Genomic DNA, 24,223 nt, shown 5'->3' on the forward strand with positions numbered 1-24,223 from the left:
TGTGGTGGCCGTGACGAAGACGAAGTTCGTTCTGGGAGCCACGGCAGCACTGAGCGGGGCATGGTTGGCGCGTGCGCTGTGGGGTCTGCCGTCGGCCATCGGTGCCAGACGCGTGCACATCACCCCCTACGCCGCCGCGTCTCCGCGCTACCGCGATCGCCGGTTCCACAACTCCGACCCCAGTTCCAGCTACGTACCGGGGCGGGGCGAGAAGGGACAGCAGAACATGTTCGTCTCGCTCGTCACCGAACGCGGCAAGGGCAGGCCGCAGCGTCCGATTCCGTTGGCACCGCCGATCGCGCCGGTGGACGCGGGCGAGCTGGCCGTCACCTGGTACGGCCATTCGAGTGTGCTCATCGAGGTCGACGGCTATCGCGTCCTCGCCGATCCGGTGTGGAGCAATCGCGTCTCGCCGTCGTCGGTGGTGGGGCCCGCGCGCCTGCATCCGACGCCGGTCGAGCTGACCGATCTGCCGAAGGTCGACGCCATCGTCATCTCCCACGACCATTACGACCACCTGGACAAGGCGACGGTGCAGAAGCTGGCGAGCACACAGTCGGCCCCGTTCGTCGTGCCGCTCGGCATCGGTGCGCACCTGCGCAAGTGGCGGGTGCCCGACGATCGCATCATCGAGCTGGACTGGGACGAGCAGACGAACCTCGGCGGCCTCACCGTCACCTGCACCGAGGCTCGGCACTTCTCCGGTCGCGGCCTGACCCGGGACTCGACGCAGTGGGCATCCTGGGCGTTCGCCGGTCCGGTTCGACGCGTCTTCTTCGGCGGCGACACCGGCTACACACCGAAGTTCGCCGAGATCGGCAGCAACTACGGCCCCTTCGACCTGACGCTGCTGCCCGTCGGGGCCTACGACGTCCGGTGGCCGGACATCCACATGAATCCCGAGGAAGCGGTCACGGCGCACATCGATCTGACGGCGTCGGGCATCTTCGTCCCGATTCATTGGGCCACGTTCAATCTCGCCTTCCACCCCTGGTCCGAGCCGATAGTGCGACTGCATGCCGCCGCCCAGGACGTCGGAGTTCAGGTGGCGGTGCCGATGCCGGGGCAGCGAATAGACGGCACGCGAACGCTGCACGACGATCGTTGGTGGGCTCGGCTGGGCTGACCGGACCGGGTTTAAGCTGCACGCATGTCTATCGAGGCCGATGCGCAGCGGGATACCGGGCTGACCGAGGCGGATGTCGCCAGGCTCAGGGCCGAGGGAAAGTCGAACGACGTTCCGGCCCGCGCTTCTCGGTCGGTTCGCGACATCGTCCGCGGCAACGTGTTCACCCGAATCAACGCCATTCTCGGTGTGTTGTTGATCATCGTGCTCTCCACAGGCTCGGTGATCGACGGCATGTTCGGGCTGCTGATCGTCGCGAACAGCGGCATCGGCATCGTGCAGGAGATCCGCGCGAAGCGCACGCTGGATCGACTCGCCATCGTCGGGCAGAACAAGCCCCAGGTGCGACGCGAGGGCACCTCGAAGCAGATCCCACCCGACGAGGTCGTGCTCGGTGACATCGTCGAACTGGGCCCAGGCGATCAGATCGTCGTCGACGGTGAAGTGATCGAGACCGCAAGCCTCGAGATCGACGAGTCGTTGCTCACCGGTGAGGCCGACACGGTGCACAAACTTCTGGCAGCGCAGGTACTTTCGGGCAGTTTTGTCGTCTCGGGCAGCGGTGCGTATCGCGCGACGAAGGTCGGGCGCGACGCCTATGCCGCCAAGCTTGCCGAGGAGGCCAGCAAGTTTACGCTGGTCAAGTCCGAACTGCGTAGCGGTATCGACAAGATCCTCAAATTCATCACTTACCTGATGATTCCGGCCGGCGCACTGATCATCTACAACCAATTGTTCTCCAGCGGTCAGGCTTTGAAGCCGGCTCTCAACGGCATGGTCGCGGCCCTGGTGCCGATGGTCCCCGAGGGTTTGGTGTTGATGACCTCCATCGCGTTCGCGGTGGGCGTCATCAGGCTCGGTCAACGGCAGTGCCTGGTGCAGGAGCTGCCTGCGATCGAAGGCCTCGCCCGCGTCGACGTGGTGTGCGCCGACAAGACCGGCACCCTCACCGAGAACGGCATGCGGCTGTCCGAGTTGGTGCTGATGGACGAGCATGATTCCGATTCCGTCACAGCGGCTCTCGCGTCCCTGGCCCACGACGATCCGCGGCCGAACGCGAGTGTGCAGGCCGTCGGCGAGGCGTATCCGGACGCGCCGGGGTGGGTGCAGACGGCCGTGGCCCCGTTCTCCTCGGCCAAGAAGTGGAGCGGACTGTCGTACGGCGAGCAGGGAAACTGGCTCCTCGGTGCCCCGGACGTGTTGCTCGACGCCTCCTCCGACATCGCACGTCGCGCCGAATCCACGGGTTCGAAAGGGCTGCGGGTATTGCTGCTTGCCAGCACTGACATCTCCGTCGACGATCCGGATGCGCCCGGTGTCGTCACCCCGCGAGCGCTGGTGGTTCTCGAGCAGAAGGTACGCGAGGATGCCCGAGACACGCTGGAGTACTTCGCAAGCCAGCACGTGCAGGTCAAGGTCATCTCCGGCGACAATGCCGTCTCGGTCGGCGCAGTCGCGGGATCGCTCGGCCTGCCCGGCGGCGACGCCCCGATCGATGCGCGTGAGCTGCCCGAGGACTCCGAGAAGCTGGCCGACACTCTGGCGACCTCCACCACGTTCGGCCGCGTCCGGCCCGATCAGAAGCGGGCGATGGTGGGCGCGTTGCAATCTCGCGGCCACACGGTCGCGATGACCGGCGACGGCGTCAACGACGTGCTCGCGCTCAAGGACGCCGACATCGGTGTGTCGATGGGTTCGGGGAGCGCAGCCACTCGAGCCGTCGCGCAGATCGTGTTGTTGGACAACAAGTTCGCCACGCTTCCCTACGTCGTGGGGGAGGGGCGACGCGTCATCGGCAACATCGAACGCGTCTCCAATCTGTTCCTCACCAAGACGGTGTACTCGGTGCTGTTGGCGTTTCTCATCGGACTCTCGGGTGTGCTGTCGCAGATCTTCCACTTCGAGCCGATTCCGTATCCGTTCCTGCCCCGGCACGTGACGATCGCGGCGTGGTTCACCATCGGAATCCCCGCCTTCGTTCTCTCGCTCGCACCCAACAACGAGCGGGCCCGCAGTGGATTCGTCTCGCGGGTGATGCGACTGGCGGTTCCGTCCGGTTTGATCGTCGGCTCGTGCACGTTCGTGTCCTACCTGCTGGTCTATGCAGGCCCGAACGCCACCGAGACTCAGGTGACGCAGGCCAGTACCACCGCGCTGATCACCTTGATCATGATCGCGCTGTGGGTGTTGGCCGTCGTCGCGCGGCCCTACAACTGGTGGAAGATCCTTCTTCTCGGTGGATCGGTCGGTGGCTACCTGCTGTTGTTCGCGATCCCGTTCTGCCGCACCTTCTTCAAGCTCGATCCGTCGAACGTCGGAGCCACCACCAGTGCGTTGATCATCGGTGGCGTCGGTATCGCGCTCGTCGAGGTGTCGAACAGGATCGGCACTGCGCTACGCAATCGGCAGAACAAAACGTAGGCTTTCGGGTGTTCCGTTGCACCCGACCGGCAGGAGAGTTTCATGGGCTTCGCAGACAATTTGAAGGGCATGGTCGACAAGGGCAAGGACCTTGCGGCCGAGAACTCGGACAAGATCGACGACGTCGTGGAGAAGGCGGGGGACTTCATCGACAACAAGACCGGCGGCAAGTACGCAGACAAGGTCGACAAGGTTCAGGACGCAGTCAAGAAGGCGATTCCGGACAAGTAGGACCTTTCGGTCTCCCGCATCGGTGATCGTGGCCGTCGGTCGTACCCCAGGGTGCGGCTGACGGCACAATCGTCGGGGTGGACGGACCGATTCTTCTTCTCGTAGTCATCTTCGCGATCGCGGTCGCCGGTTTCGCCAGGCGCATCGATCTGCAGGTCCCGCTCGTCCTGGTCACCGTCGGATCCATTGCCTCGTTCGTTCCCGGAGTACCACACGTCAGTCTTTCGCCCCAGCTGATCCTCGGCGTGGTGCTTCCGCCGCTGCTGTACTCCGCCGCGTTGGATTTCTCGTTCGTCACCTTTCGGCGCAACCTCGGCCAGATTCTCCGGCTCGGTTTGGTCATGGTGATCGTGACGACGTTCGTGGTCGGCTGGTTCGCAAATCTGTTGATCCCGGAACTGACCCTGGGCGCGGCGCTGGTGCTCGGTGCCGTCGTTGCCCCGCCCGACGCGGTGTCCGCGGTCTCCGTCGGCCGCAAGCTCGGCCTGCCTGCTCGGATGATGGCCATCCTCACCGGCGAGTCTCTGGTGAACGACGCGGCCGCGTTGACTCTGTTCACCCTGGCCGTGGCGTCGGTGACGGGCAGTCGGATCGAACTGGGTTCACCGGTACTGTTCTTCCTGTACGAGATCGCGGGCGGCGTGCTCGTGGGGCTGGTCCTGGCTCGCATCGTGCGGTTCGTCCGCAATCGCATCGCGGACTCGGCGCTGGAGACCGTGCTCGGTCTGGTGCTGCCGTTCACGGCGTACCTGGCGGCCGAGGAGTTGCATGCCTCCGGTGTGCTGGCCGTCGTCACCGCCGGTTTCGTGTTGGGCCGCGTCACCGCCGACGTGTCGGTCTCCACTCGGGTGCAGGAACGCCAGGTGTGGCCGACGCTGGATCTTCTGCTCGAAGCATTCGTGTTCGCCTACATGGGTTTACAGCTGAAGTTCGTTATCGAGGAAGTCCAGCGTGAAGGGCTGCCGGTGCACCACGTGTTCGCCTATGCGTTGCTGGTGCTCGTGGTGGTGATGGCCGTCCGGCCGGCGTGGATCTTCGTCAATTCCGGTCGAAACACAGTGCTCCGCAAGCTGTTTCGGCGATCGTCGCCGGGTGAGGCCGGTCTGACGTGGCAGCAGAACCTGGTGCTTTCGTGGGCGGGCATGCGTGGGGTGGTCACGCTCGCTGCAGCGGCCGGTGTGCCGCTGACCACGGTGCTCGGTGACGAATTCCCCGGGCGTGCAGTGATTCAGGCCGTGGCCTTCGTCGTTGCCGTCGGTACGTTGCTGCTGCAGGGTCTCACGCTTCCGCTGTTGATCCGCCGACTCGACGTCGCAGATCCACTCGAGCAGCAGCGCAACGACAATCAGCGGCTGCTCTCGCAGGCCATTGCCCGTACGGCGGCAGAGGACTACCTCCAGCGCGCGGCGAAGGACGGAATTGCCGGAGTGGACGCCGAGCGCGTCGACGAGGTGATCGAGCGCGTCCGACGCTCGGTGCGCGCTCGGTTGGATGCCGACGAGACCGAGGATCGCGAGAAGCGGATCGCGGCGGCAGGGGCGTTGTTCGATTCGCTGCGGCACAACGTGCTGGTCGCGCAGCGGGCGGCGCTCATCGCGGCCCGCGACTCGGGGGAGTTGGAAGACGAAGCTCTGCGGGCAGTGTTGAATGGCTTGGACGTGGAAGAAATTGCGGCGGAGGCTCGCATCGCACGACGTACACCGTAGGAGCGCAGAGACAGTGAGGTCGACCGGACCGGTGGTCGCCGCGGCACTGGTGTTCGCCCTTGCCGCGTGCAGCAGTCCCACCGCCGAACCCGTCGACCCCGCCCCCACTGCGGTCGCGGCACCCGAAGGCCTCGAACGCGGTGAGATCGTGTCGTCGATGCTGCTGGGGCAGGTCGACATCGGTGTCGCCTACCTCGGCGGGACCGCCACGAAAATCGTCTACCGCACCACCGACGGGGTCACCGGAGGCGGCACGGAAACCTCGGGAACGGTGTTCGTGCCCAAGGGGTCTGCGCCACCGGGAGGTTGGCCGATCGTTTCCGTCGGGCACGGAACCACCGGTGTCACCGACGAGTGTGCGCCGTCGCTGTACCCCAACCTGTTGGGCACCATCGGCCTGGTGACGCCGTTCCTCGAACGCGGCACGGTGGTCGTGGTGACGGACTACCAGGGCCTCGGGACGCCGGGAGATCCCGCCTACCTCGACCGCGACGCCGCAGCGTACGACGTCATCGACGCGGTGCGTGCGGCCCGCAACGTGGTTCCCGACGTCGGCACCAGGTGGGGCGCAGTAGGCACTTCTCAAGGTGGACAAGCAGTCTGGGCCGCCGCAGAACGCAGTGAGGACTACGGCGACGGTCTGCAACTGGTCGGTGCCGCGGCGCTCTCTCCGGTGGCCGATGCCACTCGCTTCTTCGCACCCGAGACCGAGCAGACCGTGCCGCGTCAACTGCTGGTGCCGTATCTCTACGAGGGTCTGCACGCCGTGGATCCGACTGCCGAACGTTCGGATTACATCCGCGGCACGTTCGCCGACAACGTGACCGCACTGACCGCCTGCAGTGACCTCCTCGGCTTCTCCAAGGCCGACGCCGGAGCCGTCCTCGATCCGGCCGATGCTCTCCCGGACTCCGAGGAGGCATCGGATCGGATGACGCAGTGGCTCGAATCGGTTGCGGTTCCGACTTCCCGCACCGGGGTACCGCTGTTGGTCCTGGTCGGCGAACGCGACGACCTCATCGATCCCCAGTGGACCCGCGACGCGGTGGCCGAGGCCTGCGCACTGGGCGACGACGTCGAGTTTCTCTCCGAACCGGAGCAGGGCCATGCCGAACTGGCCGCCAACGGCACCGGAGTCGACTGGCTCGTCGAACGCTTCCTGAACGTGCCCACCTCGACCACGTGCGCGCGATGACCGCGGCACTGGCAACGATGGCGGTGATCGTGGCCGTGATCGTCTCGGTGATCGCCGTGATCAGTCTGCGCGGGCGACGGGACCTGACCACACCTGCCGAGCGCGCCGTCCACGCCACTCTGCATACCGCCTCGCTGGCGGCCAAGCCGCTGCGCGACGGCCTCGACGCTCGTTCGGCCGCCGCGGCCGCGCCGCATCTGCGGGTGCTGACGGGTGCGGACGCACTGGGCATCTGCGATCCCGACGGTTCGCTGCTGGCCTGGGACGGCCCGTGGGACGAGCTGACGCCGGCCTTCGTCGAGGCGGCGAAACGGGCCGTGGACGGGCAGCGTCGCGTCCTGGTGCGTCTGCCGCTCGGTTCGATCCACGAGGTCAGAGCGCTGGTGGTGCAGCCGTTGGTCGTCGACGAGTCTCCGGTGGTCGGGGTGTTGGGCGCCGCTGTCGTCGCCGAGCCCGGACCGGGCATGCTCGGGGCCATCGCCGAGGTCGCGCGCTACGCCTGCGGTCAGATCGAGCTCGCCGAACTCGACGCGTCGAGGGCGCGGTTGGACCGCGCCGAGGTGCGGGCCCTGCGCGCACAGATCAGCCCGCACTTCATCTACAACGCACTCGGCACGATCGCGTCGTTCGTGCGCACCGACCCGGATCGGGCGCGGGAGCTGGTGCTCGAGTTCGCCGACTTCACCCGATACTCGTTCCGCAACGCGGGCGAATTCACGGTGCTCGCGGACGAGCTACGCAACATCGATCGGTACCTGACGCTCGAACGCGCCCGCTTCGGCGATTCCCTGCAGGTCACGTTGCAGGTCGCTCCCGAGGTGTTGGGCGTAGCACTGCCGTTTCTCGCGCTGCAGCCGCTCGTCGAGAACGCCGTCCGGCACGGCCTGTCCGGTAAGGCCGACGGCGGCCGAGTGACGATCATCGCCGCCGACGAGGGCACCGACGCGGTGATCAGTATCGAGGACGACGGTGTGGGGATGGATCCCGAAGTGTTGCGCTCGGGAAGTCTGCACACCGAGGACGCGGCCCATGTCGGATTGGCGAACGTGGACGATCGGCTGCGGGCAGCCTTCGGGAACGATTACGGTCTCGTGGTGGACACCGCACCGGGCGCAGGCACCAAAGTGAGCATGCGGGTGCCCAAATTCAGGCCGGGTGTGCGGGCATGACGCAGGCTGCCACCCCCGGCCGTGGGTTGATCGTCCTCGCCGTCGACGACGAGCGCCCGGCACTGGACGAACTCGCCTTTCTGCTGCGCCAGCAGGACACCGTCGCCGAGGTGTTCACCGCGCAGGACGCCACCACCGCACTGCGGCAGCTGCAGCAGACCTCCGCGCAACCGATCGACGCAGTGTTTCTCGACATCAACATGCCCGGGCTCGACGGCCTCGAACTGGCCGGCATCCTGTCGGCATTCGCGCGGCCACCCGCCGTCGTGTTCGTCACCGCCCACGACGACCGGGCCCTGGCCGCCTTCGATCTCGGTGCCGTCGACTACCTGCTCAAGCCGTTGCGAGAGGATCGGCTCACCGAGGCACTGCGCCGGGTGTTGCTGGCGCGGCGTCGACCCGCGGAGTCGACGGACACGTCGGCCGACGAGGTCATCCCCGTCGAACTCGGCGGGACCACCACCTTGGTGCACCGATCGTCGGTCGCGTGGGTGGAGGCCGACGGCGACTACGCGAGGTTGCACACCTCCAACGGCTCGCACCTGGTGCGTATACCGATCTCGGCCCTCGAAAGTCGCTGGGCCGATGCCGGATTCCTCCGCGTGCACCGCTCGTACCTGGTCTCGCTGCGATTGGTCACGGGGATCCGCAGCGTCGGTTCGGGTCTGGTGGTGTGTCTGCGGGCCAGCGGAAACCTCGCTGCCTGCGAACTGCCGGTGAGCCGACGGCACGCCAGAGAACTCAAGGACAGACTGGTCCGCGGGCCGCTGCAATCGTGGTCGTCCCGGTGACGAGGAGTACGCAGTGAGCCAGCCGCACCGACAGCGGGTGGTGCTCTCGCAACGTCGCGGCGCACGGATGGTGCGCACTCGTGTCGAAGTGCAGGAGCAAACCGAGGTCGGCGACGCCCTGGTCCGTAGCCTGGTTCGCGCGCAGCTGTTGCTGTCGGTGCGCCTGGCGGTCATGACGCTGTCGATTCTGTTCGCAATCCCGTTGCTGGGGCTGCTCCTCGCACGTGTCACCGACGTTCCACTGCTGGGAATCGGGCTGTCGTGGGTGGTGCTGGGAGCAGCGATCTATCCGATGCTGTTCGGTGTGGGCTGGATGTACGTGCGTAGAGCCGAACGCAACGAACACGACTTCACCGTCTTGATGGACGATTGACTCGATCGATGATCAGATAGCGTTCACTGTCATGTACAGGCCAAGGGCCAGGAGTATCGCGACGGCAGGTGCAGCGACGCCCAGGCTGGACACCACCACGAACACCACCGCGGCCGTGATCTGGACGGCCACAACCGAGGACGCGTCGACGATCACCGCGACGGCGGAGAGCGCGATGACGGCACTCTTCGGATTCACCGATCCGAGCAGGAACGCAGTGGCGAAAGCCTTGCCTCCGGTGAGGTTTCGGGCCGTCCCGACCCACCCCGGTTCTTCCTGCGCCGGGCCGTTCCGCACCCGCCCGACCAGCTTGCGGACGCCGAGAACGAGCAGAGCGAGACCGAGAGCCACCCTCAGCCACCGCACCCAGCCGGACGAGTCCGACGCCAGGACTGCGGTGTCCACGATCACCAGCCCTGCGGCGGTGACGGCCGCGACGCCTGCCAGCCATCCGGCAGTGAACCGAGCGAGCACGGAACCGGTGTTCAGAGAGCCGAGACCGGCCGCGACAGCGGCCGTGGGCAGATGCGCGAACACAGCACCTGCTGCGAACGGCAGACACGCAGCGACGGCCGCCGATACCGTCATCGGGTCGCGCTCGGCACGTGCACACACTCAGTGTCCCACCGCGAAACCGATCACCACATGAGTTTCGGTGCTGGGATCCACGATCAGGGAATCGCCGTCCAGTGAACCAATCCATTCCGATCGCGACGGTGATCGCGCTGCTGGTGGCCGCCGTGGCCACGGTGGGCATCGGTATCTACGGAGTTCGGCTGGCTCGCACCACCTCCGACTTCCTGGTGGCCTCGCGTACCGTCGGACCACGCTGGAACGCTGCCGCCATCAGTGGTGAATACCTCTCCGCTGCATCGTTTCTCGGGGTCGCGGGTCTGATCGCGAAGTACGGAGCCGATGCGCTGTGGTACCCGGTCGGCTTCACCGCCGGCTACCTGGGTCTGCTGTTGTTCGTCGCGGCACCGCTGCGCAGGAGCGGCGCGTACACGGTGCCCGATTTCGTCGAATTCCGGCTCGGCGCACCGTGGTTGCGGACCGTGGCGATGCTGGTGGTCGTGGTCATCTGCGCGCTGTACCTGGTGCCGCAGTTCCAGGGCGCAGGCCTGACCCTGAACATTCTGCTCGGAGTGCCCGGCTGGGTCGGTGCCCTGGCGGTGGGGCTGATCGTCATTGCGAACGTCGTCGGCGGTGGCATGCGCTCCATCACCTTCGTCCAGGCGTTCCAGTACTGGCTCAAGCTCACCGCTATCGCGATCCCGGCACTGGTGCTGGCCGTGCATTTCTATTCCGACGACCGCGACGTCGGCAGTCCGGCCCCACCCACGGTGACCGAACAGACCGCCGTCGACATCACCATCGATGTTCTCGTACAGGTGGATTCGCCGATCGTCGTCGCCGTGACGGGGACTCTCGACGACGAGAGCGTCGACGGGCGAGTCCTGCTGGACGCAGGTGAACACCGGCTGGGCTCGGGTACGTTGCTGACACTCGACGCCGGATCGCCCGTCCCCGTCGTCGCGGGAGCGCCGACCACCGACCGGGCGTGGGCTATGCCCGGCGGGGGACTGGGCGGAGCGCACCCGCTGTATCAGGTGTACTCGCTGATTCTGGCCACGTTCCTCGGAACCCTCGGCCTGCCGCACGTGCTGGTGCGCTTCTACACCAACCCCGACGGCCGAGCGGCGCGACTGACCTCGCTCACCGTCCTCGCGCTGCTCGGCATGTTCTATCTGTTCCCGACGGTGCTCGGAGTGTTCGCCCGGCTGTACGTGCCACAACTGCTGATCACCGGGGCATCCGACGCAGCGGTGCTGCTGCTGCCCGGCTCGGTGCTGTCCGGAATACCGGGCCAACTGCTCGCCGCACTCGTGGCCGCCGGTGCCATCGCCGCCTTCCTGTCCACGTCGTCGGGCCTGCTGGTCAGCATCGCCGGTGTGCTCAGTACCGACGTCCTCTCGGGCAAGGTCCGAGATTTCCGCGTCGCTGCCGTTCTGGCCGGTGCCGTGCCGCTGGCACTGTCGATCGGCGTTGTCTCACTCGATCTTTCGCGCACCGTCGGGCTCGTGTTCGCCGTCGCCGCATCCACCCTGTGCCCGCTGCTGGTACTGGGCATCTGGTGGCGCGGCCTCACCGCAGCCGGAGCCGCGACCGGACTGCTCCTCGGTGGCGGCATCTCACTCGTCGCCGCGTCGATCTCCGTCGTCACCCCCATCTCCGACGGCGTCCTCGGCGGCTGGGCGGCAGCGATCCTCGGCTATCCCGCCGCCGTCAGCGTCCCCGTCGCCTTCGCCTCGATGATCGCCGTCAGCCTCGCCACCCGAAGAACGATCCCGTCGGACATCTCCCGCATCTTCGCGCGACTGCACCTGCCGGAAGGCCTCGACATGGGCAAAGACCGAGAGCGCGAGCTCTGAGACCACTGGGTCATTCCGCAGGCTCCACTCCCGCAGAGCCGCTCAACTGCCATTCTCGACCGCTCGTCGCACACTCCCGCAGCCCATCGTGTGATCGACACCACCTCCTGATTTTGTGACCTGACTCTCATTACTGTTCCGAGTCAGCTACAGCTCACATCTACTTCAGGAGTCCAAGGTGACCGCATCGGAAACCAATTCGCCACCGGACGCGCAAGCGTTCGTCGACATGCAGGCCAGTCCCGAGTTCCAGGAACTCCGACGACGCCTGCGTAGCTTCGTGTTCCCGATGGCCGGGTTCTTCCTGGTCTGGTACGTCCTGTACGTGCTGCTGAGTACCTACGCGGTCGACTTCATGTCGACCAAGGTGTGGGGCAACATCAACATCGGCCTGCTGCTCGGCCTCGGCCAGTTCGTCACCACGTTCGCCATCACCGGCATCTACGTGAAGTTCGCCAACCGTGAACTCGATCCTCGCGCCGCAGCCTTGCGGGCCGAGATGGAAGCCTCCCAGGGAGCCAAGCGATGAATCTCGCGCAAGCAGCAAGCACCACCGTCGGCGAACCACTCGTCAACATCGCGATCTTCGGCGCGTTCGTCATCATCACGATGGCCGTCGTCATCCGCGCATCGAAGAAGAATGCGACCTCTGCGGAGTTCTTCACCGCAGGCGGCGGATTCTCCGGACCGCAGAACGGCGTCGCCATCGCCGGTGACTACCTCTCGGCCGCAAGCTTTCTCGGCATCGCCGGTGCCATCGCCGTCTACGGTTACGACGGCTTCCTGTACTCCATCGGCTTCCTCGTCGCCTGGCTCGTTGCACTGCTCCTCGTCGCCGAATTGCTCAGGAACACCGGCAAATTCACGATGGCGGACGTGCTGAGCTTCCGGCTCAAGCAAGGACCGGTTCGTACCGCAGCTGCTCTGTCCACGCTGACGGTGTCACTGTTCTACCTGCTCGCACAGATGGCAGGTGCAGGCGGACTCGTCGCACTGCTGCTCGACATCTCCGACCGCACCGGGCAGTCCATCGTCATCGCCATCGTCGGTGTGCTGATGATCGCGTACGTGCTCATCGGCGGCATGAAGGGCACCACCTGGGTGCAGATCATCAAGGCTGTTCTGCTGATCGCAGGTGCGGCGTTCATGACCGTTCTGGTTCTCGCGAAGTTCGGCCTGAACTTCTCCGAGCTGCTCGGCAGCGCACAGGCCATGGTGGCCGGATCGGCCAACGAGGCCGTGGCGGCACGTGACGTCATCGAGCCAGGCGCTCAGTACGGCGGCAGTGTCACCTCGAAGATCAACTTCCTCTCGCTCGGTATCGCACTCGTGCTCGGCACCGCGGGTCTGCCGCACGTGCTGATGCGCTTCTACACGGTGCCCACCGCCAAGGAAGCTCGTCGCAGCGTCGTGTGGGCCATCGCGCTCATCGGTGCGTTCTACCTGTTCACCCTGGTGCTCGGCTACGGTGCCGCAGCGATCGTCGGACCCGACCGCATCCTGGCCTCGGCCGGCGGTCAGAACTCCGCGGCCCCGCTGTTGGCCTTCGAGCTCGGCGGCGTCATTCTGCTCGGTGTCATCTCGGCGGTCGCCTTCGCGACCATCCTGGCCGTGGTCGCCGGATTGACGATCACCGCGTCGGCGTCGTTCGCTCACGACATCTATGCGAGCGTCATCAAGAAGGGCAAGGTCGACGACAAGAAGCAGGTCAAGGTCTCGCGCATCACCGCCGTCGTCATCGGCCTGCTGGCCATCGGCCTCGGCATCCTCGCCAACGGGCAGAACATCGCCTTCCTGGTGGCACTCGCGTTCGCCGTCGCTGCGGCCGCGAACCTGCCGACCATCCTGTACTCGCTGTTCTGGCGTCGCTTCACCACCACCGGCGCACTGTTCAGCATGTACGGCGGCCTGATCTCGACGATCGTGCTGATCATCTTCTCCCCGGCCGTCTCCGGATCGCCGACGTCGATGATCCCCGGCTCGGACTTCGCGTGGTTCCCGCTCTCCAACCCGGGCATCGTGTCGATTCCGCTCGCATTCATCCTCGGCATCGTCGGAACTCTGATCTCGAAGGACACCGAGAGCACCGACAAGCAGGCCGAGATGGAGGTTCGCTCCCTCACCGGTATCGGTGCGGAGAAGGCCAGCGCCCACTGATCGATCGCAGCACCATCGAAAATGCCCGTGTGAGCAAGGCCTCACGCGGGCATTTTCGTTTCAGCGGTTACCATCCCTGCTGTGGCCAAGCTGAAGGTTTCCCTCGACGTCCCGCTGACCCCCGAGCAGACGTGGGCGCACGCGTCCGATCTGTCCGGATACGAGCGGTGGCTCTCCATCCACGAAGCGTGGCGCGGTGAGCTGCCCGAGCAGCTGGCCGTCGGCACCACCCTCGACTCCATCGCCAGCGTGAAGGGCATGCGCAACCGGGTGTCCTGGAAGATCGAGTCCTACGATCCGCCCAAGAAGCTCGAGCTGAAGGGCAACGGCAAGGGCGGCGTCAAGATCGGCCTGAACATGTCCGTGAAATCCAAAGGTGACGGTTCCGAGATCACCATCGACATCAACCTCGGCGGTGCGCCGCTGTTCGGTCCGATCGGTTCCGGCGTCGCCCGCGCGCTCAAAGGCGACATCGAGAACTCGTTGAAGACGTTCGTCAAGATCTACGCCTGACTGTGTAGGAGTGGAGATGCATGCCCGGTAGGCACAGTGCGCCGTCGTCCGCGACGAGCAGCAGAGGACTCGCCAAGTACGGTGTCGTGGCCGTTTCCGTCCTGCTCGTGGTCGGCGGCGGCGTGGTCGTCGCGCAGAAGGCCTTCGGGTCGGAATGCGGCGACCCCGCGTCGTACTCTCTGGCCGCGGACCCGGCGATCGCACCTGTGCTGCAGAAGATCGTCGACGACACATCAGCGGAAAGTCTCGGTTGCGCCGAGATCGAGGTCACGGCGACCGAGTCCGGTCAGGTCTCGGCGGCTGTTGCCAAGGGCGACGATGTCCCCTCACTCTGGATTCCGGATTCATCGCTGTGGGTCGGCAAGACCGTACGGTCGACCGCGACTCTGATCGACCTCGCGAGTCAGTCGGTGGCCGCCACCCCGGCCGTGCTCGCGGCACGCAAGGACGAGGTGCCGTTCTTCGACACCTGGCTCACTGCCCTGAAGCTCGAAGGTCTGCGTATCGGTAACCCGTTGGCCAACACCACGTCCGACGCGGCCATCCTGGGCGCGGTGGCCGAGGCCGGATCGGACGAGACCGCCCTCGACTCGGTCGGGACGGCGCTCGTCCCCATCGCTCAGGCTCAGGCCGCCACTCGTGGTGAGGCCGATCCGACGGTACGGCTCGACGATCTGGTCGCCGACGGAGGCGTCGCGGTGGTCTCCGAGCAGGCTTTCCTGGCCTACCAGCAGGACAACAGCGTCGAACTGGGCGCGACGGTGCCGCCGACGGGCACCATCTTCCTGAACTTTCCGCTGGCGGTGACCGAACCCGCAGGCGATCGACACGAGGCCGCGAAGTCCGTCGGGACGGCACTGGCCACGGCCATCGAATCCGAGCTGGGGCAGCAGGCGCTGTCCGACGCCGGCTTCAGATCGGCGGACAACGCACCCCTCGATGCCGGTCGTGGGATCGGTGACGTGACATCACTGACCGTGGCCGACCAGCAGGCCGCCGAGTCGACGTTGCGTCAGTACCAGGTCTTGGCTCTGCCCTCTCGCGCGTTGGTGATGGAGGACGTCTCCGGGTCGATGAACTACAGCGCCGGGGCGAACACACGCATCGCCATGACGGTGCAGGCCAGTGAGACCGGAAATCGGCTGTTCCCCGACAACGCGTCGATGGGGTTGTGGGCGTTCTCGATCGGACTCGGCGGCGAATCGCAGGACTACCGTGAGCTCGCACCGATCCGGCGAATGGACGAGCAAGTCGGCAACACCACGCAGCGTGAGGTGCTGTTGCAGCAGACTCGGACGCTTCCGACCCTGGTCGGAGGTGGTACCGGTCTCTACGACACCACGCTGGCGGCGTTCCGCACCGTGCAGCAGGGCTACGACCCCGATGCCGTCAACAGCGTCATCATCCTCACCGACGGCACCAACGAGGACCCTGCCAGCATCTCGCTCGACGAGCTGCTGTCCACTCTGCGAGCCGAGCAGGACCCGTCCAAGCCGGTCGTCATCGTGACCATCGGCATCACCGATGATGCAGATGCCGGTGTGCTGCAACAGATATCGGCTGCCACAGGCGGTACGAGCTTCGTCGCACGAAATCCGGCGGAGATCCCGAATGTGTTCGTCAATGCACTCAGAAGTCGCTCCGGTCGGTGAGGGGGCTACTATGCTGTGCGTCGTGTCACTTCTGAGCGCGCGTGCTGTTGCACTCGCCCGGTGAGTGCAACGGGGGGCCGAGCAGGGGGTTGCATCGATGTCGGGACGTCACAGCGGTAGTAGTTCCAGGTTCGGCCGCGTGTGGACCTGGGCGGTTCTTGCTCTGACTGCGGTCATCGTCGTGGTCGGTGGATGGTTCGGAGTGCAGGCAGTGCGCGCGTCCGGTGCGGATTCCTGCGATTCCCTCGACACGGTGTCGCTCGCGGTGGACACCTCCATCGCCGAACCGGTTCAACAGATTCTGGCGCAGGCCGGCGAGTTCGACCGCGGCTGCGTGAACTTCGAGGTTCGCCCCGAACGTCCAGCCGACACCGCCACCGAGATCGCGGGAACCGAAAATCGCCCGGACCTGTGGATTCCGGATTCGACGCTGTGGCTGCTCAAGACGCTTCGCTCGACCGGTGCCCTGCCCGAGCTGGCCAAGACGTCCGTCGCGAACACGTTGCCGGTGCTGGTATCGAAGTCCGACGCAGTGCCGGTGACCGATACCTGGCTCAGCGTGCTCCAGCTTCCCGGTCAACGCATCGGTGACCCCTTGACCAGTAGCGCCTCGAATGCCGCGATCCTCGGTGCGCTGGCCGAATCCGAGGTGGCCATCTCCGACGCCAAGGCCGTGTCCGCTGCCCTGGTCCCGATGGCGCAGGACTTCGGACGGATAGCGAACACTCCACACGACACTCCGGATCTGGTGGCCCTGGCGGCTGCCGAGGGTAGCACCAGCGTGGCCACCGAACAGGCATTGCTTGCGTACGAGGCCGACAACCCGGGATCGGGACTGACCGAGTCGGTTCCGCCGACCGGCAGCTATTTCCTCAACTACCCGCTGGCCGTGACCGCGCCTGTCGGCCCCGAATACGACCGCGTCAAGCAGGCCGGAGCGGCACTGGCCTCGGTTCTCGCCACCGCGTCGGCCGCCGACACCATGGTCGCAGCAGGCTTCCGAACATCGAGTGGCACACCACTTCCCGACGGCCGAGGCGTCGGGTCCGTGGCGTCGCTCGAGATCAAGAACCCGTTGTCGATCGAGACGACGCTGCGGGATTGGGCGGTGCTCGCGCTACCGCTGCGGACCCTCGTCGTCGAGGACGTGTCGGGTTCGATGGCCGCGAGATCGGGCGACTCCACGCGTATCGCGCTGACCGTGGACGCGTCTGTCGGTGCCAACGATCTGTTCAGCGACCAGACCCAGATGGGTCTGTGGGCATTCTCCATCGGACTCGGTGGTGGAAAACAGGACTATCGAGAACTGGTACCGCTCGGCCCGGTGAGCAACAGGGTCGACGGCAAGCCGCAGCGCCAGGCGATTCTCGATTCGATCCGAGGCCTTCCTGCTCTCGTCGGAGGCGGAACAGGGCTTTACGACACCACGTTGGCTGCGTTCCGGCGGGTGAAGGAGGGCTACGACCCCGATTACGTCAACAGCGTCATCATCCTGACCGACGGAGCCAACGAAGACGAGGGCAGTATCTCCCTCGACCAGCTTCTGGCGTCGCTGCAGAAGGAACAGGATCCGGTGCGACCCATCGTGATCATCACGGTCGGCGTCACCAGTGATGCAGATCCGGTTGCACTGCAGCAGATTTCGGCAGTCACCGGTGGAACGAGCTATGTCGCCGAGGATCCGCGAGACATCCCGGACGTGTTCGTCAAGGCCTTGAACTCGCGCACCGAACGTCTCGCGGGCGAGTAGCTCAGCTCCACAGGAAGCTGATCGCGATGGCCGCAGTGCACGCGAGCGTCACCACGGTCAGCGTCACCGCGTCGGAGGCCTTGAAACGCGCGTCGGTTGCAGTGATCATTCCGGTGCCCCCGCGGGCCGTGATGGCCCCACCCATCTCGTCGGCCCGTCGGATGGCAACCGACATCACCGTCGTGACGATGTCGACCAGGGAATTGTCCGACGCGCTGTTGACGACCGGTTTGGGGCGCAGGCGTCGGGCAGCATTGAGGGTGCGCATCTCCTCGATGAGCAGCGGAAGCGAACGCAGGCTCAGGGCCACGGCGATCGCCCACTCGTCGACCGGCAATTTCAGCTTCTTCAGCGGTGTGCCCAGTTTGGAGACCGCAGGTGCGATGTCGCTCATCGATGTGGTCCAGCCGATCATCATCGATGCGCCGAGCAGGACGAAGATGAACAGCGTCGCGCGTAGATACACCAGCACTGCCGCGCCGCCGATCGGCAGATTGATGAGAGCTCCGACGCCGAACAATGCCCAGATCCACCACGGTGGACGCGGAATTGCGGTGATCGGGACGTGCGCGATCATCGCGGCGATGACCAACAGTGCGAACACGATTCCGAGGGCAGGCCACGTCGGTGCGACGACAAGAGTGATGCTCAGCAGTAGTACGACGACGAGTTTGGTGCCGGCCCACAGGCGATGGATCGGTGAGAATCGCGGGACCTGACGCAGTACGACGGTGGTCACGAGTGCACGCTCCCCAGGATCGAATCGGAGACGATGTGGCCGTCGGCCATCGTGATGGTGCGGCTGCAGACGGTGTCCATGCCATCCACGTCGTGGGAAATGACGACGATGGCGACGCCGCGATCGCGCAGTCCGGCGAGAACGCCGATGATGTCGTCGCGGCCGGGCGGGTCGAGCCCGGCCAGTGGTTCGTCGAGAACCAGCATGCGAGGCCGACGCGCGATCAGCCCGGCGAGCACCACGCGTCGCATCTGACCACCGCTGAGCGAATCGATGTCGCGAGCGGCCAACGACCTGTCCAGGCCGACGGCGTCCATCGCGGCCGATACTGTGGCAGAGCCTGTTTCGGGACCGGCAGCGGCAGCGATGTCCTCGGAGACGGTGCGCCGCTGCAGCTGCAGGCGCGAGTGCTGAAACGCTAGCCCGACGTCGCCCACCCGTGCAGTCATCGCCTTGCCGCCGAGCTGGGCGGTGCCCTTGGTCGGGCCGGTGAGGCCGGCCATGATCCAGGCGAGAGTGGATTTGCCCGAACCGTTTCCACCGAGAACGAGTACACCCTCACCGCGTTTGACAGTGATGTCGATGCCGTTCAGTGCTACCTGCGCCCACGGTGTGCGCCGGTTGTACGTGTGCTCGACGCCGCTCAGTTCGAGGAGGCGTTCACTCGAATTGTCGTGCAGTGCAGCGGAATTCTCCGTTCGAGCCTGCATCCACGTGGAGTCGTGCTGCACCTGATAACCCTCGTGCAGATGCACGACGCGATCTGCGGCGACGGTTTCCGAGACATGGTGCGTGACGAGCACGACCGACATCCGGTGCCTGCGGGGCAGTTCGGCGAGGAGCGAGACCAGATGTTCGCGCCCTGAGGCGTCGATCATCGCGGTTGCCTCGTCGGCGATGAGAAGTGCAGGACGGCGAGCAAGTGCTGCGGCGACAGCGAGCCGCTGCATCTCGCCGCCGGACAGGGAGGCAGTGTCGCGCGCTCCCATGCCGCCGAGTCCGACCTCGTCGAGCAGGGCTTCGACGTCGGGGCGTGAATCGCCGGGCGGCAGTCCCCACACCACGTCGTCGGCGACGCGGGTGCCGAGGATCTGGCTTTCGGGACGCTGCAGCACCACCGCGGTGCCGCCGTATCGTCCGAGGCCGGTCGAGCCGGGCCTGTCCACTGTGCCCTCCGACGGTTCGAGGCCGGCGAGGATCCGCGTCAGTGTCGATTTACCGGAACCGTTGTGGCCGACGATCGCCACGAACTCACCGATGTCGATGCGGAGGTCGACGCCGGTCAGCGCGGACGTCGTGCTTTCCGGGTATCGGAATCCGACGGCGGTGAGCGTGACCGGTAGCGGCCCGATTTCGTCGTCGGTGTTCGAGACCAGAGGCTCGGGGGTGGGGATGGTGGAGAGACGGTCGAGGATCGCGGTGAGGATGAGCCACGCGAACAGCGTTCCGGTGACGATGCCGAAGGCGATCGATCCTCCGACCCACCACCACCAGTTGTCGAGCACGGCGGTGCTACTGCTGCGGAGCACATCCGCGGCACCTTGCAGCGCCGACGTTCGCTCGAGCAATCGAGAAATGCCCTCCATCGTGTTGCGGAGCGTTTCGAGGAACAGCTCGCGCAACGGAACGAGGATGAGCAGCATCAGCACGGTCAACGCCCCGAGTGCCGGCCCGACGACCATCGAGGTGACGAGAACGCCGAACAGTCCTTGCTTCTTGCGCTTCGCCCGCCCGACCAGGCCGCCCAGTAGGGCGGCGCTGGCCACGGTGATGGCCGTCTGGGTTCCGGCGGCGACGAATCCGACGAGGGTGCCCGCGACCGCGGAGGTGACCAGTGCGCGAGTCCGATACCGGAGCGCGACCACCGACATGGGAATCGCCGCGACGACCTGAAGGATCGCCGCCATCGGTACCAGCACGCCGATCACCGTCAGGGCAACGGTGAAGCTGCTCATGACGGCAGCGGTCGCCATTTCCTGCGGACCGAGGGGCCCTGACTTCGGCGTGTGGGAAGAGCTGACGGTCACCGCTCCAGTGTGCCAGCCTGAGATCAGCGGCTGCGCTGGCTCGTGGCAGGCCCTGCTGCACGACGGCTGTGGCCGCCGCCACCGCTGCGCGGCTGACCGCCACTGCGGGGCTGTCCTCCACTGCGCGGCTGACCGCCACCGCTACGCGGCTGTCCGCCGGAACGGGCCGGGCCGCCGCGTCGCGCGTTGTTGCTGTTACGAGGGTTCGCGGCCCGAACTTCCGGCTCGGCCTTCGGCGCGGGCTGGACGTAGCGAGCCTGCTCGCCGACGAGGTTCGCCACTGCGGGCGAGTCGGCGGTGACGCGGACCGGGGTGACCTTGATGTCGGCCTTGCGCAGCAGAACTGCGGTGTCCTTGCGCTGCTCGGGCAGCACGACGGTCACGACGTCTCCGGCGCTTCCCGCGCGTGCGGTGCGGCCGGAACGGTGCAGGTACGCCTTGTGCTCGGCCGGCGGGTCGACGTGGACGACGAGCTGGACGTCGTCGACGTGGACGCCGCGGGCTGCGACGTCGGTGGCGACGAGAACACGGGCCTGGCCGGAGGAGAACGCGGCGAGGTTGCGGTCACGCGCGGCCTGCGAGAGGTTGCCGTGCAGGTCGACGGACGGGATTCCGGCGTCGGTGAGCTGCTTGGCGAGCTTGCGGGCCTGGTGCTTGGTGCGCATGAACAGGATGCGTCGTCCGGTGCCCGATGCGAGCTGGTGGACGAGCTTCTTCTTGGCTTCGACGCCGTCGACCTCGAAGACGCTGTGTGTCATGGCCTCGACGTGTGAGGTGGCCTCGTCGACGGAGTGCGTGATCTGGTTGTGCAGGAAGCGCTTGACCAGCTTGTCGACGCCGTTGTCCAGGGTCGCGGAGAACAGCATGCGCTGGCCCTTGTCCGGAGTGGCGGCGAGGATGCGGGTGACGACGGGCAGGAACCCGAGGTCGGCCATGTGGTCTGCCTCGTCGAGGACGGTGATCTGAACGCCGTCGAGGGTGAGGTGGCGCTGCTTCATCAGGTCTTCGAGGCGACCGGGGCAGGCGACGACGATGTCGACTCCACCCTTGAGCGCGGAGACCTGGCGGACCTGTGAGACACCGCCGAAGATGGTGGTGACCTTCAGCGAGTATGCGGAAGCAAGCGGCTCGATCGCGACGGCGATCTGGGTGGCGAGCTCACGCGTCGGCGCGAGGATCAGGCCGCGCGGGCGGCCGGGCTTGCGGTTGCCGGGAAGCTGGCCTGCGAGGCGAGCGACCATCGGGATGGCGAATGCGAGTGTCTTACCGCTGCCGGTCTTTCCGCGTCCGAGCACGTCGCGTCCCTGCAGTGTGTCGGGGAGGGTGTCGGCCTGGATGGGGAATGCCTCGGTCTTGCCCTGGCTCGCGAGTACATCCGCGATGGCCTGGGGTACGCCGAGTGCAGAAAAAGTCTGTGGGGTCGTCATAGTGATGAAAAGTGCCTTTCGGGCAGGGTGTTGCACCTGCGGGCCTTCGGGCCGAGATGCAAGGTGGCGAGACTGCCGGTGGGCAGTTTCGATCGCCGTAAGAGAAGCCTGTGCAGGGTGCACATGGACTGCGCGGCCGGAGCCGGGCGGAAGTAAAAGCATTCCACGACGTCTGACGTGCAGCTACGCGCGTCGTTACCGAGTGTAACCGAGTTGGTGCTCGGTCTCTTCCCGCGGCGACCTGTCACGCGGCATCGTCGTCGAAGAGACCGGTGATGATCACGTTCTCGATCCGCGAGTTGTACAGCTCCACCACCGGCATCGGCGGCGCACTCGAGTCATAGGTGTGCCCGGTGGGTGAGATGAGTGTGTATCGGTGTCGAGCGCCCCGTTTGTCACGTCTCGCCTCGGCCGTCCAGCCGTCGCCCTCTTTCGCGTAATTGCATGCGGCACAAAGACCTGCACCGTTCTCGGCACTCGTTCTGCCGCCCGCGGAGTGGGGTCTGATGTGATCGTGGTGACGTATCGGTGCGTCGCACCACGGGGTTCGGCAGGTGCGGTCGCGGAGATCGATGAGGCGTCCCAGCGCGGTCGGGAATGCGCGTGATGTGGACTCGACCGCCGTCAACGCACCGGACGTCGGGTGTGCGTAGAGGCGTCGCAATGCGACGTGCGTCTCACTGTCGAGTGTGTCTCGGATGAGTTGCCGGGCGACGTCGGACGGAATGTCGCCGTAGCCGTGCATGTGTGCGGACGTGTCACCGCCGGCGAGGAGGGTGGAGTCCGCGATCACGATGTCGACGGTCACCGGTGGGCCCTGTGCTGCGGATGCGCCGGTGATGCGCTCGAATACGAGGTCGGCCATGATCTGGTCGCGGGTGCGTACGTCACCGCCGGAGTTGATGATGGTGTCGGCGTCTCGTCGCAGTGTCGCCCACATGCAGACCATCTTCTCCATCGAGGTGAGGACCGTGAAGAAGCCCATCGATTCGGGTGCTGGACGGGTGCTGGTGCGCCTGGCTGCGTAAGCCTTGGCGCGTCGTTTCACCTGGGAGGCGGCGTCGAGTTCGTTGGCGAGTGCGCGGGCGCGGCCTTCGATGGTGCGGTCGCCGGCACCGGCCAGTGTGGCGGGGTCTGCGCAGAGTCGTTCGTCGATGGTGCGGCGGTCCTCGACAGTGAGACATGCAGTTTCGCGAGCGAGGATCATGGCGCGCCACTCGTTGAGTTCCCCGGCTTTCAGGCGCGCGAGAGTGTGCGGCATTTCGTGCACGAGCGCGCGAGCGAGACCGAGGTGCGTGCCCCCACGGTTCGGTGATTCGCGCCGAGCCAGACCGATTTGCGACGCAATGCCATTGCGCCACTGTGCTTTCGGCTTTCCGCGCTCTTTGCGTTCGTTGCTGATGGCGGTTGCGACGGCGTCGGTCACCACGGCTTGGGTTGCCACGCTGGCGCACTTGACGGTCTCGAGAGCGGAGATCAAATCGATGCCGGCTGCTGCGTCGACATGGACATCGGACGCCTGAAGACGCGCGACGAAACGCAACACTTCATCGGACGTGAGTGGTGAATCTTGTACAGCTGTGACCACGAGTTCCTCCCCAGTACTCGAATGCATGTTCGATAGTACGGTGATTTCTTGGCAGCGCAATAGTGCGGCAATTGGGTGAGCGTGGAGCACGGAGTCGACTCGTGGTGCCCTCGGCAGGATTCGAACCTGCGACCTACCCTTTAGGAGAGGGTTGCTCTATCCCCTGAGCTACGAAGGCTGGTGATCGTTCTGCTGATCCGAAGCCATTGTCCAGCAACGACTTTCGATCCATCGAACAATCGGTTGCGGATGGGTTCGCTGCCACGGTGCACAGCTGGCCCACATCGCGCTCGCTAGTCTAGCGGCCCACCGTGTCGATCGTGAAGCAGGTTGCCGCTGCTGGTCACCGCGCCGGTCAGTGACGTGATCAGGTTCAGGGCGGTGCGGTGCTGCTGAGCGGTGTAGTCGGCAGTCGATTCGATTCCGACGAAGCACTGGATGTCGCGGGCGAAAGCGTCGAACGTCGTCGCGAGAATTCCCGCCGAGGCGAACACTCCCACGATAATGAGCTGGTCACGGCCGCGTCGGCGCAGTTCGACCTCCAGATCGGTGGCATAGAAGGCGCTGTAGCTGCGTTTCGCGATCGGAACGAAGTCCGGCTCGGAAATCGCAACCTCCTCGGCGGACGGACCCAAGCCCCACATCGGTCCCAGCAGTCCACGCTGCGCGATGGCACTCGCTGCCCGCGGACCACTCGCCAAGATGGGCATCCCCACTGCCCGGGCGCTCGAGACCACCGTCGACACCTCCGCAGCAACCCGCGAACGCACCGAGTGGTGCAGCACGTTCAGGTAATACGGCTGCATATCGTGGACCAGCACGGCGGCACGCTCCGGCCGCAGTTCCCATTCGGGACCACCCGCGCAGTCGCGCAGACTTTCGACGTTGTACTCCTCGACTTCGACGCTGAATGTGGCCACATCGGT

20 protein-coding genes and 1 tRNA gene are annotated in these 24,223 nt (G+C 65.9%); 14 read left to right on the forward strand and 7 right to left on the reverse strand.

Annotated features, from left to right (window positions below):
• Positions 1-10 precede the first annotated feature (10 nt).
• From CH271_RS06765 to CH271_RS06800, 8 genes are all read left to right on the forward strand, one after another.
• The gene (locus tag CH271_RS06765) at positions 11-1,126 is read left to right on the forward strand and encodes an MBL fold metallo-hydrolase (protein WP_082323719.1); all 1,116 of its coding nucleotides are present in this window, start codon (positions 11-13) and stop codon (positions 1,124-1,126) included.
• 24 nt (positions 1,127-1,150) lie between these two features.
• The gene (locus CH271_RS06770) at positions 1,151-3,547 is read left to right on the forward strand and encodes an HAD-IC family P-type ATPase (protein WP_094633071.1); all 2,397 of its coding nucleotides are present in this window, start codon (positions 1,151-1,153) and stop codon (positions 3,545-3,547) included.
• Positions 3,548-3,589: 42 nt separating this feature from the next.
• Entirely contained in the window at positions 3,590-3,778 is a 189-nt protein-coding gene (locus tag CH271_RS06775) for an antitoxin (protein WP_037191803.1), read from the forward strand.
• Positions 3,779-3,855: 77 nt separating this feature from the next.
• Positions 3,856-5,484 carry a Na+/H+ antiporter gene (locus CH271_RS06780; RefSeq protein ID WP_037191805.1) on the forward strand — a complete coding sequence of 543 codons (1,629 nt, stop codon included), beginning with the start codon at positions 3,856-3,858 and terminating at the stop codon, positions 5,482-5,484.
• A 13-nt stretch (positions 5,485-5,497) separates the two neighbouring features.
• On the forward strand, positions 5,498-6,679 hold the full coding sequence (locus CH271_RS06785) for an alpha/beta hydrolase family protein (protein ID WP_094633072.1): 1,182 nt from the start codon (positions 5,498-5,500) through the stop codon (positions 6,677-6,679).
• Positions 6,676-7,848, forward strand: coding sequence for a sensor histidine kinase (locus CH271_RS06790; RefSeq protein WP_037192165.1), 1,173 nt, complete (start codon positions 6,676-6,678; stop codon positions 7,846-7,848). The genes CH271_RS06785 and CH271_RS06790 overlap by 4 nt, the downstream gene beginning before the upstream one ends.
• Positions 7,845-8,639 carry a LytR/AlgR family response regulator transcription factor gene (locus tag CH271_RS06795; protein ID WP_037191809.1) on the forward strand — a complete coding sequence of 265 codons (795 nt, stop codon included), beginning with the start codon at positions 7,845-7,847 and terminating at the stop codon, positions 8,637-8,639. Before CH271_RS06790 ends, CH271_RS06795 begins: the two co-directional genes overlap by 4 nt.
• 67 nt (positions 8,640-8,706) lie before the next feature.
• Positions 8,707-9,012: a hypothetical protein gene (locus CH271_RS06800; protein WP_371828448.1), complete on the forward strand. Its 306-nt coding sequence runs from the start codon at positions 8,707-8,709 to the stop codon at positions 9,010-9,012.
• A 12-nt stretch (positions 9,013-9,024) separates the two neighbouring features.
• Here the strand turns inward: CH271_RS06800 and CH271_RS06805 are convergent, their stop codons facing one another.
• Entirely contained in the window at positions 9,025-9,627 is a 603-nt protein-coding gene (locus tag CH271_RS06805) for a GAP family protein (RefSeq protein WP_094633073.1), read from the reverse strand.
• A 74-nt stretch (positions 9,628-9,701) separates the two neighbouring features.
• On the opposite strand from CH271_RS06805, the gene CH271_RS06810 reads away from it, so the two are divergent.
• The 6 genes from CH271_RS06810 (at position 9,702) to CH271_RS06835 (ending at position 17,516) form a co-directional block, all read left to right on the forward strand.
• The gene (locus CH271_RS06810; RefSeq protein ID WP_037191818.1) at positions 9,702-11,444 is read left to right on the forward strand and encodes a sodium/solute symporter; all 1,743 of its coding nucleotides are present in this window, start codon (positions 9,702-9,704) and stop codon (positions 11,442-11,444) included.
• A 229-nt stretch (positions 11,445-11,673) separates the two neighbouring features.
• Entirely contained in the window at positions 11,674-11,973 is a 300-nt protein-coding gene (locus CH271_RS06815) for a DUF485 domain-containing protein (protein WP_037192167.1), read from the forward strand.
• Positions 11,970-13,601 (forward strand): solute symporter family protein, encoded by a 1,632-nt coding sequence (locus tag CH271_RS06820; RefSeq protein WP_094633074.1) that lies wholly within the window; start codon positions 11,970-11,972, stop codon positions 13,599-13,601. Before CH271_RS06815 ends, CH271_RS06820 begins: the two co-directional genes overlap by 4 nt.
• Before the next feature lie 81 nt (positions 13,602-13,682).
• Complete coding sequence (locus CH271_RS06825; RefSeq protein ID WP_094633075.1) at positions 13,683-14,114, forward strand: type II toxin-antitoxin system Rv0910 family toxin; 432 nt, start codon at positions 13,683-13,685, stop codon at positions 14,112-14,114.
• A gap of 20 nt (positions 14,115-14,134) precedes the next feature.
• The gene (locus CH271_RS06830; protein WP_037191824.1) at positions 14,135-15,766 is read left to right on the forward strand and encodes a VWA domain-containing protein; all 1,632 of its coding nucleotides are present in this window, start codon (positions 14,135-14,137) and stop codon (positions 15,764-15,766) included.
• A 97-nt stretch (positions 15,767-15,863) separates the two neighbouring features.
• Positions 15,864-17,516: a VWA domain-containing protein gene (locus CH271_RS06835; protein WP_094633076.1), complete on the forward strand. Its 1,653-nt coding sequence runs from the start codon at positions 15,864-15,866 to the stop codon at positions 17,514-17,516.
• Position 17,517: 1 nt separating this feature from the next.
• Here the strand turns inward: CH271_RS06835 and CH271_RS06840 are convergent, their stop codons facing one another.
• The 6 genes from CH271_RS06840 to CH271_RS06865 all read right to left on the reverse strand — a co-directional run bounded on the left by CH271_RS06840 (position 17,518) and on the right by CH271_RS06865 (position 24,217).
• Positions 17,518-18,255, reverse strand: a complete 738-nt coding sequence (locus tag CH271_RS06840; protein ID WP_094633077.1) for an energy-coupling factor transporter transmembrane component T family protein — start codon at positions 18,253-18,255, stop codon at positions 17,518-17,520.
• Complete coding sequence (locus CH271_RS06845) at positions 18,252-20,282, reverse strand: DUF2232 domain-containing protein (protein ID WP_218828498.1); 2,031 nt, start codon at positions 20,280-20,282, stop codon at positions 18,252-18,254. Before CH271_RS06845 ends, CH271_RS06840 begins: the two co-directional genes overlap by 4 nt.
• Before the next feature lie 23 nt (positions 20,283-20,305).
• Positions 20,306-21,709 (reverse strand): DEAD/DEAH box helicase, encoded by a 1,404-nt coding sequence (locus CH271_RS06850; protein ID WP_094633078.1) that lies wholly within the window; start codon positions 21,707-21,709, stop codon positions 20,306-20,308.
• 244 nt (positions 21,710-21,953) lie between these two features.
• Positions 21,954-23,297 carry an HNH endonuclease gene (locus tag CH271_RS06855; protein WP_256986295.1) on the reverse strand — a complete coding sequence of 448 codons (1,344 nt, stop codon included), beginning with the start codon at positions 23,295-23,297 and terminating at the stop codon, positions 21,954-21,956.
• A gap of 102 nt (positions 23,298-23,399) precedes the next feature.
• Positions 23,400-23,475: transfer RNA gene (locus CH271_RS06860), tRNA-Arg, on the reverse strand.
• A gap of 115 nt (positions 23,476-23,590) precedes the next feature.
• Positions 23,591-24,217 carry an isochorismatase family protein gene (locus tag CH271_RS06865; RefSeq protein WP_179274595.1) on the reverse strand — a complete coding sequence of 209 codons (627 nt, stop codon included), beginning with the start codon at positions 24,215-24,217 and terminating at the stop codon, positions 23,591-23,593.
• Positions 24,218-24,223 lie beyond the last annotated feature (6 nt).

The organism is Rhodococcus sp. 05-340-2 (assembly GCF_002258915.1).
Lineage (GTDB): Bacteria > Actinomycetota > Actinomycetes > Mycobacteriales > Mycobacteriaceae > Rhodococcoides.

Bases quoted from the DNA above. Each gene is read 5' to 3' on its own strand.
- CH271_RS06820 (WP_094633074.1), top strand. From the start codon at position 11,970: ATGAATCTCGCGCAAGCAGCAAGCACCACCGTCGGCGAACCACTCGTC.
- CH271_RS06775 (WP_037191803.1), top strand. From the start codon at position 3,590: ATGGGCTTCGCAGACAATTTGAAGGGCATGGTCGACAAGGGCAAGGAC.
- CH271_RS06830 (WP_037191824.1), top strand. From the start codon at position 14,135: ATGCCCGGTAGGCACAGTGCGCCGTCGTCCGCGACGAGCAGCAGAGGA.
- CH271_RS06800 (WP_371828448.1), top strand. From the start codon at position 8,707: ATGGTGCGCACTCGTGTCGAAGTGCAGGAGCAAACCGAGGTCGGCGAC.
- CH271_RS06835 (WP_094633076.1), top strand. From the start codon at position 15,864: ATGTCGGGACGTCACAGCGGTAGTAGTTCCAGGTTCGGCCGCGTGTGG.
- CH271_RS06795 (WP_037191809.1), top strand. From the start codon at position 7,845: ATGACGCAGGCTGCCACCCCCGGCCGTGGGTTGATCGTCCTCGCCGTC.
- CH271_RS06815 (WP_037192167.1), top strand. From the start codon at position 11,674: ATGCAGGCCAGTCCCGAGTTCCAGGAACTCCGACGACGCCTGCGTAGC.
- CH271_RS06850 (WP_094633078.1), bottom strand. From the start codon at position 21,709: ATGACGACCCCACAGACTTTTTCTGCACTCGGCGTACCCCAGGCCATC.
- CH271_RS06770 (WP_094633071.1), top strand. From the start codon at position 1,151: ATGTCTATCGAGGCCGATGCGCAGCGGGATACCGGGCTGACCGAGGCG.
- CH271_RS06790 (WP_037192165.1), top strand. From the start codon at position 6,676: ATGACCGCGGCACTGGCAACGATGGCGGTGATCGTGGCCGTGATCGTC.